15 protein-coding genes and 3 pseudogenes are annotated in these 17,626 nt (G+C 60.4%); 8 read left to right on the top strand and 10 right to left on the bottom strand.

Features of this window, described 5'->3' with window-relative positions:
• Nucleotides 1-863: 863 nt before the first annotated feature.
• From IWX64_RS15620 to IWX64_RS15605, 4 genes and pseudogenes are all read right to left on the bottom strand, one after another.
• Nucleotides 864-2,008 (bottom strand): annotated as a pseudogene (locus tag IWX64_RS15620) (IS3 family transposase).
• A 37-nt stretch (nucleotides 2,009-2,045) separates the two neighbouring features.
• Nucleotides 2,046-2,354, bottom strand: a complete 309-nt coding sequence (locus IWX64_RS15615; RefSeq protein WP_196868052.1) for a hypothetical protein — start codon at nucleotides 2,352-2,354, stop codon at nucleotides 2,046-2,048.
• Nucleotides 2,351-2,920 carry an ECF RNA polymerase sigma factor SigK gene (gene sigK, locus IWX64_RS15610; RefSeq protein WP_334683353.1) on the bottom strand — a complete coding sequence of 190 codons (570 nt, stop codon included), beginning with the start codon at nucleotides 2,918-2,920 and terminating at the stop codon, nucleotides 2,351-2,353. Before sigK ends, IWX64_RS15615 begins: the two co-directional genes overlap by 4 nt.
• 430 nt (nucleotides 2,921-3,350) lie before the next feature.
• A complete protein-coding gene (locus tag IWX64_RS15605) occupies nucleotides 3,351-3,977 on the bottom strand; it encodes a cupredoxin domain-containing protein (protein ID WP_196868051.1) in 627 nt (208 codons plus the stop codon).
• A 326-nt stretch (nucleotides 3,978-4,303) separates the two neighbouring features.
• On the opposite strand from IWX64_RS15605, the gene IWX64_RS15600 reads away from it, so the two are divergent.
• The 4 genes and pseudogenes from IWX64_RS15600 to IWX64_RS15585 all read left to right on the top strand — a co-directional run bounded on the left by IWX64_RS15600 (nucleotide 4,304) and on the right by IWX64_RS15585 (nucleotide 6,408).
• The gene (locus tag IWX64_RS15600) at nucleotides 4,304-4,651 is read left to right on the top strand and encodes a DUF3024 domain-containing protein (RefSeq protein WP_196868050.1); all 348 of its coding nucleotides are present in this window, start codon (nucleotides 4,304-4,306) and stop codon (nucleotides 4,649-4,651) included.
• 131 nt (nucleotides 4,652-4,782) lie between these two features.
• A pseudogene (locus tag IWX64_RS15595) lies at nucleotides 4,783-5,077 on the top strand (transposase); the annotation flags it as partial.
• 43 nt (nucleotides 5,078-5,120) lie between these two features.
• Nucleotides 5,121-5,858, top strand: a complete 738-nt coding sequence (locus tag IWX64_RS15590; protein WP_196868049.1) for a mycothiol-dependent nitroreductase Rv2466c family protein — start codon at nucleotides 5,121-5,123, stop codon at nucleotides 5,856-5,858.
• A gap of 22 nt (nucleotides 5,859-5,880) precedes the next feature.
• Complete coding sequence (locus IWX64_RS15585) at nucleotides 5,881-6,408, top strand: SRPBCC family protein (RefSeq protein WP_196868048.1); 528 nt, start codon at nucleotides 5,881-5,883, stop codon at nucleotides 6,406-6,408.
• A 3-nt stretch (nucleotides 6,409-6,411) separates the two neighbouring features.
• On the opposite strand, the gene IWX64_RS15580 is transcribed toward IWX64_RS15585, so the two are convergent.
• Nucleotides 6,412-6,819 (bottom strand): DUF1801 domain-containing protein, encoded by a 408-nt coding sequence (locus tag IWX64_RS15580; RefSeq protein WP_196868047.1) that lies wholly within the window; start codon nucleotides 6,817-6,819, stop codon nucleotides 6,412-6,414.
• 278 nt (nucleotides 6,820-7,097) lie between these two features.
• On the opposite strand from IWX64_RS15580, the gene IWX64_RS15575 reads away from it, so the two are divergent.
• From IWX64_RS15575 to IWX64_RS15560, 4 genes are all read left to right on the top strand, one after another.
• Nucleotides 7,098-7,427: an ArsR/SmtB family transcription factor gene (locus IWX64_RS15575; RefSeq protein WP_196868046.1), complete on the top strand. Its 330-nt coding sequence runs from the start codon at nucleotides 7,098-7,100 to the stop codon at nucleotides 7,425-7,427.
• Nucleotides 7,427-8,185, top strand: a complete 759-nt coding sequence (locus tag IWX64_RS15570; RefSeq protein WP_196868045.1) for a cation transporter — start codon at nucleotides 7,427-7,429, stop codon at nucleotides 8,183-8,185. Before IWX64_RS15575 ends, IWX64_RS15570 begins: the two co-directional genes overlap by 1 nt.
• Before the next feature lie 939 nt (nucleotides 8,186-9,124).
• Nucleotides 9,125-9,793 carry a hypothetical protein gene (locus IWX64_RS15565; protein WP_196868044.1) on the top strand — a complete coding sequence of 223 codons (669 nt, stop codon included), beginning with the start codon at nucleotides 9,125-9,127 and terminating at the stop codon, nucleotides 9,791-9,793.
• Nucleotides 9,794-10,395: 602 nt separating this feature from the next.
• The gene (locus tag IWX64_RS15560; protein WP_196868043.1) at nucleotides 10,396-10,665 is read left to right on the top strand and encodes a hypothetical protein; all 270 of its coding nucleotides are present in this window, start codon (nucleotides 10,396-10,398) and stop codon (nucleotides 10,663-10,665) included.
• A gap of 738 nt (nucleotides 10,666-11,403) precedes the next feature.
• On the opposite strand, the pseudogene IWX64_RS17150 reads toward IWX64_RS15560, so the two are convergent.
• The 5 genes and pseudogenes from IWX64_RS17150 to IWX64_RS15540 all read right to left on the bottom strand — a co-directional run.
• Nucleotides 11,404-11,588: pseudogene (locus IWX64_RS17150) on the bottom strand (IS3 family transposase); the annotation flags it as partial.
• 23 nt (nucleotides 11,589-11,611) lie between these two features.
• Nucleotides 11,612-12,274: a TetR/AcrR family transcriptional regulator gene (locus IWX64_RS15555; RefSeq protein ID WP_196868042.1), complete on the bottom strand. Its 663-nt coding sequence runs from the start codon at nucleotides 12,272-12,274 to the stop codon at nucleotides 11,612-11,614.
• The gene (locus IWX64_RS15550) at nucleotides 12,264-13,838 is read right to left on the bottom strand and encodes an FAD-dependent oxidoreductase (RefSeq protein ID WP_196868041.1); all 1,575 of its coding nucleotides are present in this window, start codon (nucleotides 13,836-13,838) and stop codon (nucleotides 12,264-12,266) included. Before IWX64_RS15550 ends, IWX64_RS15555 begins: the two co-directional genes overlap by 11 nt.
• Before the next feature lie 582 nt (nucleotides 13,839-14,420).
• A complete protein-coding gene (locus IWX64_RS15545; RefSeq protein ID WP_196868040.1) occupies nucleotides 14,421-14,849 on the bottom strand; it encodes a GlcG/HbpS family heme-binding protein in 429 nt (142 codons plus the stop codon).
• Nucleotides 14,846-17,029, bottom strand: coding sequence for a malate synthase G (locus IWX64_RS15540; protein WP_196868039.1), 2,184 nt, complete (start codon nucleotides 17,027-17,029; stop codon nucleotides 14,846-14,848). Before IWX64_RS15540 ends, IWX64_RS15545 begins: the two co-directional genes overlap by 4 nt.
• Between the last annotated feature and the right edge of the window lie 597 nt (nucleotides 17,030-17,626).

Raw genomic sequence — 17,626 nt, 5'->3', positions numbered from 1 at the left:
ACCGACGCCACGGCTTCACCCTCCACGTCGATCTTCACGTCACTCATTACGGTTCCTCCTATTCAGGAGTTACACCGAAAATCGTACAGACCCGAGCCCCGCGCTGTGGTGCTCGACCGAGCTGTCACCGAGGTTTAGGGAAGCACGTAATCACGTCGTTTCCTTCTCGGATATCCATGAAATGTTTGGAAAGGAGAGGTGACTCCCAGGATGTTGCTCTATATTGGACGCCTTGAACGCGGTCCTAACGGTGGCTATTCAGGTCATTCACGTGGGCTTTCGAAAGAAGCGATGACGGGTCTCGTCGGACCGTCACGGGGTATGGATTTGCTCGCTCGGCAAGCGCACACACGGCCATCAAATGCGGGCCCGAGGAGGGCAAAAAAAGGGGGTGTGCACAATGTGCACACCCTGGGTGTCGGACTGGGGCGGATTGGGGCCGGACTGGGCCGGTTTGCGGAGGTTTTCGGGGAAGGCCAGTGTTTGCAAGGGGGTAAAGCCGGTTCAAGTCCCACTTCGGGCACACGTTTCCCCTTGTCAGAGGCTGTTTCGCTCTCTGACTGTGCACAAACCGGCTCAGATGGTGAACAGGTTGTGCCTGTTTCGGTGGGTGGGTTGCAGTCTTCCTGTGGCGGTCCGCCTGCTTTCTTTTCTGAAGCCCTTGGTGGGCTTTCTTACTACTTCATGGGGGAGTGTTGGTGAAGGTACATGACTTCTGTGAAACTTTTTGCCAAAGCCAATTCGTTGGGCAGAGCCTCTTAGGTGAAGCGGCAATTCAAGGGTCCTAGTACCACCATCCATCGTGAGTGTAGGCGGCGAAGGGGACTGCCCCCGATTTGGTTGACTCTCGGGTTTTGGTGTTGTCAGGCGGCTTTGAGGCCGGTATTTAGTATCTCAAACTCGACGGGAGTGAGTTTTCCTAGCCTGCGTTGACGGCGTTTTCGGTGGTAGGTCTTCTCGATCCACGTCACGATGGCCAAACGCAGCTCAGCTCGGGTGGACCACCGCTGACTGTCCAGCACGTTCTTTTGCAGGAGCGGGAATAACGATTCCATAGCGGCGTTATCGGCGCACGCGCCGACCCGACCCATCGACCCTTTCAGCCCGTTGCCCTTCAGCGTCCGCACAAAGGCGTTGGAACGGAATTAGGATCCGCGGTCGCTGTGCACCACGGTTCCTGTCGGCTCCCTGAGTGCCACAGCGTTGTGAAGAGCGGAGACGGCTAGGGATGCTTTCATCCCGGAATCGATGGAGTAGCCCACGATCCGGTTCGAATAGACGTCCTTGATGGCGCAGAGATAGAGCTTGCCCTCATCGGTGCGGTGTTCCGTTATATCGGTTAACCACAGCTGATCTAGGGCCGCGGCGGTGAAGTTCCGTTGGACGTGATCATCGTGGACTGGTGGACCGGCCTTGCGGGTCAGTCCGCGTTTCTTGGCGAATACGGACCAGATCTGTTGGCTGCTACACAGCCGAGCGACCCGGTTCTCGCCGGAGGTGAAGCCCTGGGCTTGGAGTTCGTCGGCGATGAACCGGTACCCGAATGCGGGGTCGTCACGGTGGACGTCCAAGGCAGCGTTGATCAGGTGCGCATCGAACCAATCACGGTCCGTCACCGGAGCTGCCTTCCATGCGTAGAAGGCTTGTTTGGAAAAACCCAGCACCCGGCAGGCCACCGCGACGGGAACTCCATCTACGGCAAGGTCAAGGACCAGCGGAAACCTCATTTTGGGGGCAACTCCCTAGCGAAGAACGCCGCCGCCCGGCGCAGAATCTCGTTCTCCTGTTCCAGCAGCCGGATCCTCTTCCTTGCTTCTCGGAGTTCGGCGGCTTCCTTTTCGGTGACGCCGGGACGGGCGCCATCTTCAATGTCGGCTTTCTTGAGCCAGTTATGCAAAGTGGCTTCAGAAATTCCAAAGTCCTTGGCGATTTGCGAGATCGGGGCTTCGTGCTTGCGAGCCACGGCGACGACGTCGCGTCGGAACTCGGCGTGGAAAGGCTTGGGCATGTGAACATCCTTGCTGCAAGGAGTAAATCCTCACAAGTCAGGAGTCAACCAAACCCGGGGCAGTCCCGGGGAGCTTGTTGTCGGTTATGGCTCGGCTCTGGGCGAAATGATCGTCTATGTCCTCGAGGTCGCGTATGGCTGCGCTGAGTATCCGCTGCGTGTGAGGGGATAGGGGTGTTGATGGATCGCAGATTGACTCGGCGTTGATGCAAGTTTCCAGGAAGGTCAGGACGGTGTGGGCCAGGTGGCGGCGGGTTGCTTCTTGATCGGCGAGGCGCTGGGCCGGATCGCCCACGAGATGGGTTCGTTCGATGTTTTCAGCAGGGGAAAGCTTGAAGGCTTTCATGTGGGTTCGCCATTCTCGAGGCAGGCCCGGAGGTTTTTGAGTCCTTCTCGGATTCTGGTTTTGATAGTCGGTAAGGGAATGGATAAGTATTCGGCGACTTCACGGTAGGTCAGCCCGTTGTAGTAAGCGAGACTGATTGCTTCTTGCTGGATGGGGGAGAGGCTCTTCAGGCAGGTGATCACGGATTGGGTTTCGGCCCTGGTGGTGACGGTTTCGGCTACGACGTCGTAGTCCGGGGTGTGGTTTGCGATACCCCAGCGTGTTTGTCGGTTGATGGTGGCTTGTTCTGAGCGGACTTTATCCACGGCTTTGCGGTGGGTGATGGTCAGCAGCCATGCCAGGGGAGTGCCAAGGGTGGGGTCATATTTGTGGGCGTCCTGCCAGACGATCACAAAGATTTCCTGCGTAGCGTCGTGGGCTATTTCAGCGTCGACGATGACCCGGCGGGCAAGACTATAGACCCGGCGCGAAGTGAGGTGGTAGAAGGTGGTGAACGCGTCCTGGTCTCCCTGGCCCGCAAGGCGGAGAAGGTCAGCAAGAGTTTGGCTATCCGTTGTTGGGGTCACGGTAGCGGTACCAGCGTTTAAGGTCCGGTGATGTTGACGTATCCGCTGTGTCTGTTCATGACGGTTCCCCTTGCGGTAGCTCGCCGTGCGGTCAGACGGGACTTTAAGTGAACACTTAGGGGGGAACGGTAACCGAGGCCGCCCTCTGCGATAAAAGATACCCCATGGTGTGTGGGTAGCCCGCAAACCCGGATGGCAGCACAGCGAAACGACCAAATACTGAAAGATCGGGTCTGCGTTCGCCTACAGACGGAAAACCTCAAGGCTGCGTCCAGTATGTGGGGACGGGCTGTCTTCTCCTCAGGGAGTGCTCGTGAGTGGTGTGCTTCGGGCAGACGACCGCCGCGGGAGCTGGGGGGCTTCCGCGGCGGCCGTTTGGGTGAACTAATCGGGGAAGGAGTCAGCCCCCGATCAGTTCAGGTAGAAGGGTTCAGTTGTTGGTGGTCCGGCGGCGGACGGCGTAGGTTCCACCGGCTGCTGCGGCCAGGACCAGCCCACCTCCGAGGGCGAGTAGCAGTGGTGCCTCGCTTGGGTTTTGGGTGACGACACCGGTGTCGGCGCCGCCCTTAGGTACCTCGCCCATCTGGTCCATCCCGGTGTTTCCTGCATTACCTGATTCCGCAATCTCCGGAGCTGGAGCGGCGGTTGGCGATGTTGTGGGGGCTGGTGCCATGGCTTCAGCGCCGACGGTGAGGGTGCCGCGCATGTTGCCGTGGAATTTGCAGAAGAATCCGTAGCTTCCTGCTGCGTCTGGGGCGGTGAAGGTAGCGCTTGCTCCGCCGGGGATGGTGACATCGAAGGAGCCATCATCAGCGGTCACGGTGTGGGCTTCGGTGTCGTTGTTGGTGACGGTGATTTCGCCGCCGGGGTTGACGGTGCCGGGTCCTGTAAATACGAAGTCATCGATGCTGATGGACATTGCTCCGGTGGTCATGGCTGGTACTGCTTGGGATACCGGGCCAGGGGCGGCCATGGCTACCCCGGTGGATCCGAGGCCAGCTCCTGCGATCAGGGCTGCGGTGAATGTGACGCTGAGAACTTTGTGCTTATTGATCATGATGAGGCCCTCCGGCGAGGCGATTGGGGTGACAACTACCGGGCGATCAGTCGACTTGATACGCCGTTGCCATGAAACCTCTGCCACGTGATATTCGTCACCCACATTCGGGTGGATGGGTTACCCATCAAAGCCTGGCGAATACTGGCGTCCCGGAAGTAGCTGGCAGCACCGGAACAACCGGTCAAGACCTGCATAATCAAGCTGAGCCATCCAGCGACCGTGGTGAAGGGCCATCTGCGGTTTTTTTGCGGCCACGGTTTTTTGACGGCCTCCCAAGTCTTCCGGAGTTTCTCGGCCGGTGAGCTTCTGGGACTATCGAGACTATGGTTTCTTCTGGATTGCCTGAGCTCGAGGTTGCTCGTGCGCGCCGTTGGTGTGCCGGACGGGTGCCGGCCAGATTCAGGACTGAGATGCGGGTGGAGTGCGACGTCGCTGCCCGTCACATCACCATTGTCGAATGCCGTCCCCCGTGGGATGGGGATGAGCAAACGCAGTGGTCACGCTTCCCGATAGCTCGGATGTATTTCATGAAGAAGACAGGGCTGTGGACCTTGTACTGGCGCGACCGGAATCTGAAATTCCATCGGTACCAATTTCTTGCTCCGAGTCCCAGCCTTCAAGTACTGCTCGATCATGTGGACGAAAGCGGGGACCCTATTTTCTGGGGATAACACCCAACAAAACCCGGCGTCAGCCTCAGTGGGGCCCGTTCTTGACCTGCATTCCTGATTCGTGACGTATCAGGTCTATCGGCGCGATTGGTAACAAGGGAGAGCGTCAAGGGAACCTTCAGCAGTCCCAACCGCACCGTTCCGTCGGCAGAGAGCTGATGAACAAGCTGATCGAAGTAATCAGCCACGGCGTTCTCAGCGTACTGACCGAGGCCATCAGTCTCGGACGGACCTTCAAACGCCCCCGAAATCCTTGCCTACTTCGACTGCCCCGGCACGTCCAACGGACCCACCGAAGCGATCAACGGAGGGCTCGACCACCTCCGCGGCTCCGCCCTCGGCTTCCGCAATCTCACCAACTACATCGCCAGATCACTACTCGAATCCGGCGGATTCAGACCCCGACCACACCCTCAAATGCGATGAGCCCGATTAGACGTGGGTTACCAACCGGTGTAAACGTGGACGTATGAAAGCGGACATCAATTTTTATTTCGACCCGGTCTGCCCTTTCGCCTGGATGACGAGCAAGTGGGTGCGGCAGGTGCAGGCGCAGCGCGACTACACCGTGGACTGGCGGTTCATTTCGTTGCGTCTGATCAACTCCGAGGTTGACTATGACGCGCATTTTCCGCCTGAGTATGAAGCCGGGCACACGGCGGGGCTCCGGCTTCTGCGGGTAGCAGCCCGGGCACGAGCAGAACACGGCCGAGAGTCCATGGCTGCTTTGTATGCTGCGATGGGTGCGCGCATTTTCGATGTTGCCCCTGACCGGCTGAGTCAGCGCTCCGAGGGTGAGGTCCGTGAAGGACGTGGGACGCAGGAGTTCGTAAAGCCGATCCTTGTCGAGGCCGGTCTGCCCTTGTCACTGGCGCAGGCTCTTGACGACGAGACCTGGGACGCTGAGATCCGGCAGGAGACGGATGAGGCACTTGCACTGACGGGGAAGGACGTAGGCACGCCGATCATCCACTTCGAGCCGCCGGCTGGGGTGGCATTCTTCGGGCCGGTGATCAGCCGGCTGCCCGATGAAGATTCGGCCGCCGAGCTGTGGGACCATGTGGTCGGGCTGGCGCGTTTCCCTGGTTTCGCGGAGCTTAAGAGAAGCCTGCGCGAGCAGCCGCAGCTTGCTGCCCTCGGAGTCGACACCGACACCGTCGGTCAGCAGGAGGACTGGCATGGCGGCAGCCGGCGGCAGAAGAAGTGATCGGTCTGTGAGGATGGAAACCGTGAGTCAGACAAACATTTGCCATCACCGGGAATCTGTCACGGTTCAGGCGTCCGTGGACGTGCTCTACGACTTGGTCTCCGACATCACCCGTACGGGCCAGTGGAGTCCGGTCTGTACCTCGTGCTGGTGGGACGACGAGGACATCGCCGGCGAGGTCGGCGCCTGGTTCACCGGGCGCAATGAGCTCCCTGACCGGTCCTGGGAGACCCGGTCACAGGTAGTGGCCGCCGATCGGGGTCGCGAGTTCGCTTGGGCAGTTGGTGGCAGCTTTGTCCGCTGGGGTTACCTCCTAACCCCCACGACTGCCGGGACGACGCTGACCGAGACTTGGGAATTCCTGCCCGCCGGGATCGCCATGTTTGAGGAGAAGTACGGTGACACGGCGTCCGCTCAGATCAACGACCGCACCCGGCAGGCGCTCGACGGAATCCCGAAAACGCTCACCGCGATCAAGCAGATCGCCGAATCCACCGCTACAAGTGAGGAAGCCCGGACTACCGCTGGGTTCAGTCCAAGCCCGATGTGATCATCAGGTGTTCGACGCTTTCCACGCGTCACTGATGAGACGCTGAAGGACCTTGATGTCAATGTCGTTGAGCCGTTTTACGTAGCCGCATCCCTTGCCGGCTGTGTGCTGGCCGAGCTCCGTAAGTAGGGGGTTGTCTGTCTCATAGCCGTTGTGGATGCCGTAGATCGTTAGAGCCGATTTGCGGGGTGAGAATCCGACATTGAACCACTCATGCGTCCCAAGGGTGTTCGTGTACGGGGATGAACCGAAGCCAACCATGGTCGACCCCCACATCACCGCAGGCTGCTCGGTTACACGTTCCATCAGCGCACGCAGCACATGACCTTCCTCCCTCCGACGAGGATGCTCCACAGCATCAAGGAAAGCAGTGACATCCTGGTCCGTCGGTCGAGTCTTTAGGGAGGCCATGCTCTGATCCTAATGACCCAGGAGTGGGAAAGTTAACCCGGCATTGAACTAAAGGAACTCAGCAAAACGGGGACATATCAGGGTGTTACTGGTGTCGAGTGGAAGTTGGTTTCTCTGCCCCTAGGCAGGTTTTCTAACGCCGCGGGGGTTTGACGAAACCAGCCCTGTCCACAAAGCAAGCCAAAATGGTGCCTGCCCGGATTGATCATGAGCTGAATCCAAGAAAACTGAATGGCTACAGGATCCTGTGAATTCAGAGATCGCTGTGCTATGGATGGATGGAGACTTTGACCCATTCATCGGTGCTGTCCAGGTTTGGGCATGCTCTTTCGGATCCGACCCGGTGCAGGATTCTGCTGGAGCTGCGGGATGCTCCGGCTTACCCGAGCAACCTTGCGGATGTCTTGGGAGTGAGCCGTCAGGGCCTGTCCAACCATTTGGCTTGTTTGCGGGGGTGTGGATTGGTGGTGGCCGTTCCGGAAGGGCGTCGGAGCCGATACGAACTCGCTGATCCGAAACTGCGCAGCGCGCTGACTGAATTGCTGGCGGTGGTGTTGGCTACCGATCTGGAACACTGCGCCAACAGTGGGTCCGAGGGGTGTTGCTGATGAGTGTGGTGAAACCCGTTGCTGTTGCCCGTCCCGACTCGGCCCGCCGGATGACACTTTCACGTCGCATCCGTCTCTTCGTCGCGGCGACAATCACCTACAACGTGATTGAAGCAGTGGTAGCGATCACCGCCGGAACAGTGGCGTCCTCCAGCGCTCTGATTGCCTTTGGGCTTGATTCGATCATTGAGGTGACGTCAGCCGCCGCCGTAGCCTGGCAGTTCTCCGCTAAGGACCCCGAAACGCGTGAGAGAACAGCCCTCCGTTTCATAGCGCTCTCCTTCTTCGGGTTGGCCCTCTTCGTCGGATTCGACGCTATCCGGGCCCTGGTCTCTGGTTCCGAGGCCGACCACTCAAGCGTTGGTATCGTGCTCGCCGCAATCAGCCTGACAATCATGCCGCTACTGTCCTATCTCCAACGCCGTGCCGGCCGCGAGTTGGGGTCGAAGTCAGCTGTCGCGGATTCCAAGCAGACCCTGCTGTGTTCCTACCTCTCCGGGGTGCTGCTGGCAGGGCTTTTACTGAACAGCCTTCTCGGCTGGTCGTGGGCTGACCCGATGGCCGCACTAGTGATCGCCGTTTGGGCAATCAAGGAAGGTCGAGAAGCGTGGAAAGGCGACGCTTGTTGCGCGAACCCCCTAGGCCACCCTGAGGCGGACGAGTCCTCCAAGATCCCCGAAACCACCGGGGAATCCGGCTGCTCCTGCTGCGGCCTGCCTCGCAACCAGCCATATTCCACGGCAGACCGGCTGACGTAGTAGAACGTTATCGGCGTCTCGCCGAAGCGATCGAAGGCGTCAACTGAACCTTCAGCAGTCCCTAAAAGTGAATTTCCTCCTGCACCCATTGTCGGATGCGAAACTCACACAGTCACTGGACTCCTACACGGGGACCCAACCAGACCGGCTTGCGGGCAGTAGGAACGGGCAATCCGATTGGCATTGATAATCACGGTCCGACATCTTTCTCCTGGAAGTATCGATGTAGGGCTCGGTGGTCACTGGGTACAAATATTTGTAGTGTGGGGTGATGGGGAGCACTGGAAACGGATCTGATCCAAATAGGACGCATGCCCAATCGATCTTGTTCTTGGCTTTCGGACTGGCTTGGTGCGGTGTAGGCGTAGTCGGAGCCGTTGAAGACTTCCAGCGGTGGAGCCCCTATCTAATGCTTGCCCTTGGGATAGCGCTGGTTGCTCGAGGGCTGGTTCTTCACTTGAAATGCAAGCGCCGTCGAGGAGTCAGCGCGGACCATTAGTGATTCCCGATAGGTCGTCCGCACAAACGTTCCGTTCAAGATGACAACCGTCCCCGGCTGATCGCCTTAAACCACGCCCGAATAGGGACCGGCTTACAGGCGCTCCGACGGAGTATCACTGTTTGAATACAAGAGTTCATGGGTGGTCAGTTTGATGTCCCGGACGACTAGACTCGCTGGCACGTAGCCGCCCGCAATTGGGGGAACAATGGGAGTCAAGCAAACTCGGGGCAGTCCCGTCCGCTCCTAGGGCCACCACGAGAATGGGTATTACCAATCACCATTGGGTGTCCCTGAGACCCTTTGCCCGACAAATTGTTGCGGCGTCGGGAATTGATCCACCGACGGACAGATTGGATGTGGCCATTGGAACGTTCGTCTGGTTTGATGGCGGAAGACACGCTGTCCACACGGCACCAGCACCTGGGGGAAAAAGCATTATGAAGATCACCACCGCCCTTGCCGGCCTCGCCGTCGCATCCGGAATCGCACTCACCGGAGCCACCAGTGCGCTGGCCGTTGAATCCACCCCCAGCCCTGGTCCGGAACTGGTACCTTTCGATCAGGCAACCATCATCGATCCCGACTCAGTAACATTTGCAATCGGCGGCCTGCTCACGGCCGACGGCACCAACCTCTGTGCGGTGAACCCAACAAGCATTGCCTTCCCAGACCGCACCTACCCGTGCTTCGCCGGTTTTGGGAGCAATATCCCCGGCGCCATTACGCCCGTGAACCCGCCGGAACTGGTTCCCTTCGATCAGGCCACCGTAATCGACCCGAATGTCGTCACCATCGTCCAGGGCGGGGTGATCGCCGCCGACGGGTCAGACCTCTGCGCAGTGGACCCCGGCAGCATCGTTTTCCCTGACGGCCGATACCCCTGCTACATCAACTTCACCCAGACCTACACCACGAACCCCATTCCCCCTTACCTCGCGGCCCCCGAGCCCCAAGTAGCGCAAATGCCTGTCGGCGGCGTCGATACCGGCGTGAATGTTGGCGGCACGAATGAAACCGGCCCGGTAACCCTGGCCGAGGTCGGCATCATCGGAGCCTGCGCCATGCTTGGCGTCCTCATCCACCGCCGCTTCTCAACGCAACCCTGAAACGGGGAAATACTCTAGGCAGGAGCAGCCGCCTAGGCGCAGAGTTCTTGTTGCGTTTGAAACGGGCAGGGTCGTCGAATGCTGCACTGCTACGCCAAGGTCTCGGGCAGCGGCAGCACCTCACTGCTCGAGGCCGACGTTCGCGGCAGCCCCGAGAGCATTCTCGAAGGTGAACCGAAGCTGTTTTGGCGAATGATGCGGAACCTGCACCAGCAGCAATGTTCGTATCGCGGACAATCAAATTGAGCAGCGATGGCCCCGATGGCATCCCACACATTATCTTCAGTAGTCCCGACGCCCTCGGCAGCTCTAGCAAGAGGCACTTACCTGGCATGAAGCACGCGCCCTGGACTGCGCCTACTGTTGCCTTCAGCGCCGCCTAGCAATCACTCACCGTCTGCTTCATCGTCAGAAAGTAGCCTGCCCGTGTTTCTTGATGGCTTCGGGAGGATTGCCGACAGTGGCGGCGGACCGTGGTGGTTCTCCGTCGTAGAGGTCCTGCTGGGCGGCGCTCTTGATGCTGTGAGCGCTCCGCAACTTGGCGCACTTTGTCGGCGGCCGCTGGATTGGTTGCTGTGTTCGGTCCATTGATCCGTGGGGCTGTGCTTGAAACTCGTGAGCTTCGGGCCGAAGGTATCGTCCTGCCGTCTAATCCGGTGACCCGCAAGTCACTCATTTCCACAGCTGTCCTCACCGGTATTCTGTGGATTGTCTTCGTATTCCTCGCCGCTAACGGCAGGCTGACGTTTCCCCTTCTGCCAGTCGTCGGAACAGTATGGCTGGCATACCAGTGGCGCCGCAGCATGTCGCTGACTTCTGAAAAAGACCATTTGAGGAAAGAGCGAAACGCCCTCGGCGCAGATCCCTGCTGATTTCTGATTTCGGTGTTGTGGATTTGTCTGGATCAAGCGGGCTTCCCCCCTGTGCCGATCGAGGCAACTTTCACAGAAACTTGGTGACTTGGTCACGTAGTTTCCTTCTCGTATATCCATGAGATATTCAGAAAGGAGAGATGACTTCCATGATGTTGGTGTGCGTAGGACCGGTGAAATGTGGTAACGATGGTCGCTATTCAGCGCATTCACGTGGGCTTTCGAAAGAAGCGATGACGGGTCTCGCCGGACCGTCAAGGGGTATGGAGTTGCTCGCTCGACAAGGTCAACGGGGCCGTCAAACGTGGTCGAAGATCAGGGCAGAAAAGAGGGTGTGCACAATGTGCACACCTTGGGGGTCAGACTGGGTCGTATTGGTGCCGGATTGGGCCGGTTTGGGGAGGTTTTCGGGGGAGGCAAGTGTTTGCAAGGGGGTGAAGCCGGTTCAAGTCCCACTTCGGGCACAGTGTTTCCCCTAGTCCGAGGTTGTTTTATCCTCTGACTGTGCACAAACCGGCTCAGGTGGTGAACAGGGTGTGCCTGTTTCGGTGGGTGGGTTGCAGTCTTCCTGTGGTGGTTTGCCTCCTTTCTCTTCTGAAGCCCTGGTTGGGCCTTCTTACTACTTCATGGGGGAGTAGCGCCGAAGGTACATGACTTTGGGGAAGGTTTTCATCGGCGATCAGTCGATCTAGGGCAGTTTTGCTGCCCATACTCGTGGCGTGAGACTGCCACGCACAACTGCTCACCAGCCCCGGGCCGGGGCCGCCGCTTCTTCCGCGTCCGGGGCTTGCAGGTTAGTCCCTCGAGGCGCCAGAGCCGGCGCACCCGCTTCCTATTCAGCGCCACGCCGGCCCACTGCTGCCGGCTGAAGAGGTGCCAACGTTCCTTTCGCCAACCCACGCCGGGTGCTTCCCCGCAACCGCGAACCGGTGGCGTAGCGGGTTCCTTACTGGCCTGTCGGGGGGTGGAGCGCGTTTTCGAGGATGGCTTGGATGGCTGGGCCGATCCGTTGGGCGATCTCGCTGGAACTTGCACCTGCCAGAGGTTCGATCTGCAGGACGCGGACGTGGAAGATGACACCGACGAGCATCGCGCTGATCAGGGCCGCGCGGGCTGGGGCGTCCTCGGCGTTGAGCATGAGTTTCGAGGCATGGTCGGTGAGGGCGCTTTGCAGGTGATTGCGCAGGAGTTCGGCTGCCCCGCTGTCGGTTGCGGCGGCGCGTATGAGCGACACTCCGAGGCCGCCGGGGTGATCGAGGAAGCGGCCGAGGAAAGATCGTGCCAGCGCTTCTCCACGTTGCTCGGCTGGGGTGGCGCCTGCCGGTCCGATCAGCTCCATCGGATCGGCGGGAATCTGGTGGGCGGCGAGGAAAAGCTCGCGCTTCGAGCCGAAATAGTGCGTGATCAGGGCAGGGTCGGTGCCCGCCGTACGGGCGATAGCGCGGACGCTCGTCGCGGAGAAACCCGACGCGGCGAACTCGAGGCGTGCGGCCTCAAGAATGGCCCGTTGGGTTTCCTGGGGGTCGCCCGCGCGCCGCCCCCGGGGCCGGGCTTTCGCATCCTGGCCCGAAGCGGGCGCGGCGGGGTAATCGGAGCGACTATCGGGCATTGGTACTCGTACGGGTCGGGCTTGCACTGCCGATCACACTTCTGAGCATGGTTTCGAGGTCATCGGCAGAGGACCCGATCCAGCCGATATAGCGATCAGGCCGAATCCAGATGATGAGCGCACCCTTCCGTCGCCTAGTGAGCCGTCGAGCATCCGGGCCCTGCACCCGTACAACCCTCCAGCCTCGGTCCCCGGCGAGAGCCTGTACCAAGGCGAGCTGCTCACGGTCCGCCCCGCCGGCGATCAGGAGCAGATGCCGGCCGCTGTGGAGGGCGGGATCGTCGTCCACGGCAGGAATGCCTGTAAGCGGAAGAAGCCTTCCCGTGGCCAATCGGCCATAGCGGTGCTGCCGGCCGGGAACGCGGTAGCGGACCGAAGTGCCGGACAGCGCCCGGAAGGGAAGGCTCCTGCCGGCGCGGGTGCAGGTCAGCAGTGAGACCACCACGGGCAGGACATTCCGGCGTGCGAAAGCGAAGCGGCGTCGGGGATCGGTCTGCAGGACGAAAAGACGGTCGCTGGTGGCTATGACCTGATGCGCGACGGAGCGCCGCTCCTGGTCGTAGGTGTCCAGGAGCTCATCCTGGGCCCCGCCCAGGACATCGGCCAGCTTCCATGCCAGATTTGCTGCGTCCGCGACCCCGGTGTTCATGCCGAGGCCTCCTGCAGGGCTATGGAGATGGCCGGCGTCTCCCACGAGCAGAGCGCGGCCCATCCGGAACGTGGATGCCACCCGGTAGTGGCTCCGGTATGTCGTAGTCCAGCCGATGGACTCGATCGCCACCGGTAGGTGGTTGGCCGCAACCAGATGTTCGACTTCAGCCTCCTCGACGGCGCGACCGTATCCCGCCTCGGCGTGTTCATCCGACTGGTCGAGCAGGTTCCCGACGAGCCGGTAACGCCCTTCGCCCGGCAGCGGCAGGACCGCGACAGTGCTGCGTCCGTGGAAATTCAGCTGCGCCCGGTCGGGATCCAGAGCAGAGCGCGCCACAATGTCGGCGAGGAAGAAGGAACTGTCGTACGTCCCACCCAACAGCTCGATCCCAAGCAGACGCCGAACAGTGGAGGACCCACCGTCGGCACCGACGACGAACGCTGCATCGTGAGTGGAGCGGTGACCGTCCACATCACTGAGGGTTACTCGGCACATCCCGCCGACCTGTGCCAGGTCTTCCAGGGTCGTGTTCCACTGCACGCGGGCTTGTCCGCGCTCGAGCAGGGAGAGTAACAGGGTCTGCGTGCGCGACTGTTCGAGCATCACTCCGTGTGGATGCGCGGTGGCGCCGGTGCCGTCGTAGGGCAACATCGCTCGCAGGGCGCCACTGGTCCGCAATTGGATACCGGTCACCGGGCGCCCTTCCGCGGCCACCAACGCTGTCATGCCGATCGTGTCCCAGATCTCGAGTGTCCGCGAATGCACCCAGATCGCCCGGGACTGTTCCACGGGTCCGGCGTCGCGGTCGATGACCGTGACATCGACGCCGCGTTGGTGGAGCAGGAGGGCCAGTGTCAGCCCGACGGGACCAGCGCCTACCACCAGGACCGATCCGCTCGTTGAAACACTCATCGCACTCTCCACCTTCCTACCTAATTCTTCACTTGATGAATTATTGCATGTGGGGCACATCGCTGACCAGAGCCATCTCCTCATGGCCTTGAGCATGAACGCGCCACTCAAGTTTTCGCCGGGGGCGATCACCAGACCTAGGTGGGGTGCGGATCGCGTGCTCTCGACTGGAGTACCTCCAGTCCGTCGGCTGTCACGCTCAGGGTCCTTGGATCGGACAGGCGGCGGGGCCCGTCAGGGGCCGGCGTCACCTGCGGGTCGGGTCGCTTAGTGGCGGAGGCGAATCTCGTGGTCGAGGCCGAGGAGCCAGGTTTGGATTCTTGGTCGGGCCAGTGGCAGGACGACTCCGACGATGGCTGGGACGGCGCGCACGACTGCCTGGCAGGGTCTGTGATCGTGGGACCATCATCATCCTGGTGATCTCGCGGACGATTTGAAGGTACCGGCTATGCCCAGGGCCGCTTACGACAGTCGACCTGGAAAGCGTGGGGGACAAGAAGGTCATCCTGCCGAAAGGACCGTCAAGACGTTCGAGCGCCTTGACGGTCCCAGAGAGTGACTAAGAACCCGGCAACGGTGGTCTTAGTCGACTTGTGCCGTCAGGCCGGCAGCCTTGATTGCGGTCGATGCCGCGGCTTCATCGTTGTCCGAGCTGTCCCCACTGATGCCGACTGCTCCCTGGATGGTGCCGTCATTGTCGCGGACCAGGACACCACCGGGCACTGGGATGAGTCGGCCACCCAGAGTGGCTGTCGCTGCGGCAATGAAGTAGGCCTGTTGCTCGGCGCGCTCCATAATTGCCCGCGAACCCATTCCGAGGGCCAACGCTCCGTACGCCTTGCCTTGCGCGATCTCAAAGCGATTGTTCGAGGCGCCATCCTGGCGCGCAGCAGCGATGACGTGCCCCCCAGCGTCAAGCACGACTACGGTCAGCGGCTTGAAGTTCTGCTGCTGACCTGCCGCGAGGGCATCGGCGATAATGGATTGGGCGGTTGTCAGTGTCAGGCTCATGATGACCTCGTTCGATTGTCGGCTTGCTTATGCAGGGCACGGCGGCGGTGCAGGATAGGTTCGGTGTATCCGGATGGTTGAGCGGCGCCCTCTAGAACGAGTTCGCGGGCTGCCAGAAACGCCTCGGTATCGAATGCCGGGGACATCGGCGCGTAGGTGGGATCTGAGGCGTTCTGCTCGTCGACGACCACAGCCATTCGTCGCAGGGAAGCGTCGACCTCTTCCTCGGTAACGACGCCGTGCAGTACCCAGTTCGAGACGTGCTGGGAACTGATGCGGCAGGTTGCGCGGTCCTCCATTAATGCTGTCCCGTGGATGTCGGGAACTTTGGAGCACCCGACGCCGTCGTTCACCCAGCGCACCACGTATCCCAGGGTGCTCTGAATGTTGTTATCCAGCTCGTTACGTCGGTCATCCGCGCTCCAGTCAGAGGGGTTACCGACCGGAATGGTGAGCAGCTGGCGCAAGGTCGAACGGCGCTTCCCGGCTAGTTCAGCCTGCCGGGCATCCACGTCGATTTGATGGTAGTGCATAACGTGCAGGGTCGCGGCGGTCGGGGAGGGGACCCAGGCGCAGTCCGCGCCAGCGAGCGGGTGCGCAACCTTTTGCCTGAGCATGTCGCCCATATTGTCAGGGGCTGCCCACATGCCCTTACCGATTTGCGCCCGACCGCTGAACCCGCACTCCAGACCAATATCAACGTTCGCGTCCTCGTAGGCCGCGATCCAGCTGGAGTTACGCATGTCGGCTTTGCGGACCATGGGGCCAGCGATCATCGAGGTATGGATTTCGTCGCCGGTGCGATCAAGGAATCCGGTGTTGATAAACGCTACGCGGTCCCGTGCCTCCCAGATGCAGGCCTTCAGATTGGTCGAAGTGCGGCGTTCTTCGTCCATGATGCCGATTTTCAGGGTAAATGGTTCAACGCCCAAGATCGGCTCTACAGCCGCCAACAGTGCGCAGGCCACTGCGACTTCACCGGGACCGTGCATCTTCGGTTTGACGATGTACACCGATCCGGCCCGCGAGTTGCGCTCGGCGTGTGGACCCCGCAGATCGTGTACGGAGCCAAGTCCAGTGAAGAGGGCGTCAAGGATCTCCTCGGGGACCGGTGCTCCGGAAGGGTCGAGGACAGCATCACTGGTCATCAGGTGGCCTACCTGACGGATGAGCAGCAGCGAGCGTCCGGGCAGAGTCAGCTCCGAGCCGTCGGGTGCTGTGTAGGTGCGGTCGGGGTTGAGTCGCCGCGTATGGGTACCTCCCTTTTGCGCGATCTCGGCGGTCAGGGTGCCCTGCATCAATTGCAGCCAATTGCGGTAGCCCAAGACCTTATCCCCGGCGTCGACCGCTGCTACGGAGTCTTCGAGGTCCATGATAGTTGTGACCGCGGACTCCAACACCAAGTCCTTCACCCCAGCAGGATCTCCAGAACCAATGGCGTGGGTGCGGTCGATCAGGATTTCGACGTGAAGTCCATGGTGTACGAGCAATATTGATTCGGGCGCGTCCGCGCTTCCTTGATAGCCCACCAGCTGCGTTGGGTCGGCGAGCCCCATCGAACCGTCCTGCGTCTCCCCAACGAGAGCGCCGTCTGCAATTCGGTAGGCGTTGACGTCCGCGTGGGATCCGCCTGCCAGGCTGAGGTATTCATCCAGGAACTGCCGCCCACGTGCCACGACGGCGGCGCCGCGGACCGGGTTGTAGGTACCTGTCTGTTCGCGGCCATCGCCGTTGTCAACCGCGTCCGTGCCGTAGAGCGCGTCATAGAGCGAGCCCCATCGAGCGTTTGCCGCGTTGGCAGCGAACCGCGCATTCAGCAGCGGGACTACCAATTGAGGCCCGGACACGGTTGCGATCTCTGGGTCCACCCGGTCGGTCGTAATGGCAAAGTCTCCGGGCTCATCAACCAGGTAGCCGATCGAGCGGAGGAATGCCTCGTAGGCTTCCTTCTGCACGGGTTCCGTGCCTCGCGAACGGTGATACTCGTCGATTTGCTCCTGCATTCGGTCTCGGGTGCTCAGAAGTTCCCCCACCCGGGGCGAGAACTCAGTGATGACTGCGGCCGCCCCAGTCCAGAAAGCTTTCTCGTCGATCCCCGTTTCAGGCAGAGCCTCATCCCGGACGAAGGTGTAAAGCTCTTCGGCGACGCTGAGGCCGTTGATCTCCAAATAATTCGGCATAGTGTGCGCCCCTAAAGTTCTCGTAAGGTGGAAAAACTTTACCAATATCACAACCTAGCTAGCGCTGCCCCGCATGTCAATGCACAACCCGACTCCGGCTCAGCGTGAAGTTCACTAAACTGTATGAGCCCTGTAACCGAAACAAGTCGGGCCGTAGCCTGCTCATGCACTGCGGGCGCAAAGCCCGTGGCGGCGAATGACGGCGACAAGACCGCCACCTCGTCACCCTGTCGAAGTTTCGGTATTGGCTCACTAGCTCCCCAAGTTGTCATCCAGCCATTCAGACACAACGGAATTCTCAGCTTTTGCCTAAGCATGGGTCATCCGAGCTGGCCGATTGATCACTCTCCAATCTCAAGAAGCCAATGACTGGCTGGACTGTCGCACTCAACCATCGGCGGATTCAAGCGGTCATTGAAACAGGAGTCTTCCGATCAGTTCGATCGGTTTTCTGAACTCCAATCTTTTACGTGGTCGATCGTTCAGTTCTTGGGCCACCCAGTCGGGTCTGTACGATTTTCGGTGTAACTCCTGAATAGGAGGAACCGTAATGAGTGACGTGAAGATCGACGTGGAGGGTGAAGCCGTGGCGTCGGT

It is taken from the genome of Arthrobacter sp. CAN_A212 (assembly GCF_015752345.1).
GTDB lineage: Bacteria > Actinomycetota > Actinomycetes > Actinomycetales > Micrococcaceae > Arthrobacter_D.
The sequence above is the reverse complement of the archived record's forward strand: the minus strand, read 5'-3'. Positions and strand labels throughout refer to the sequence as shown.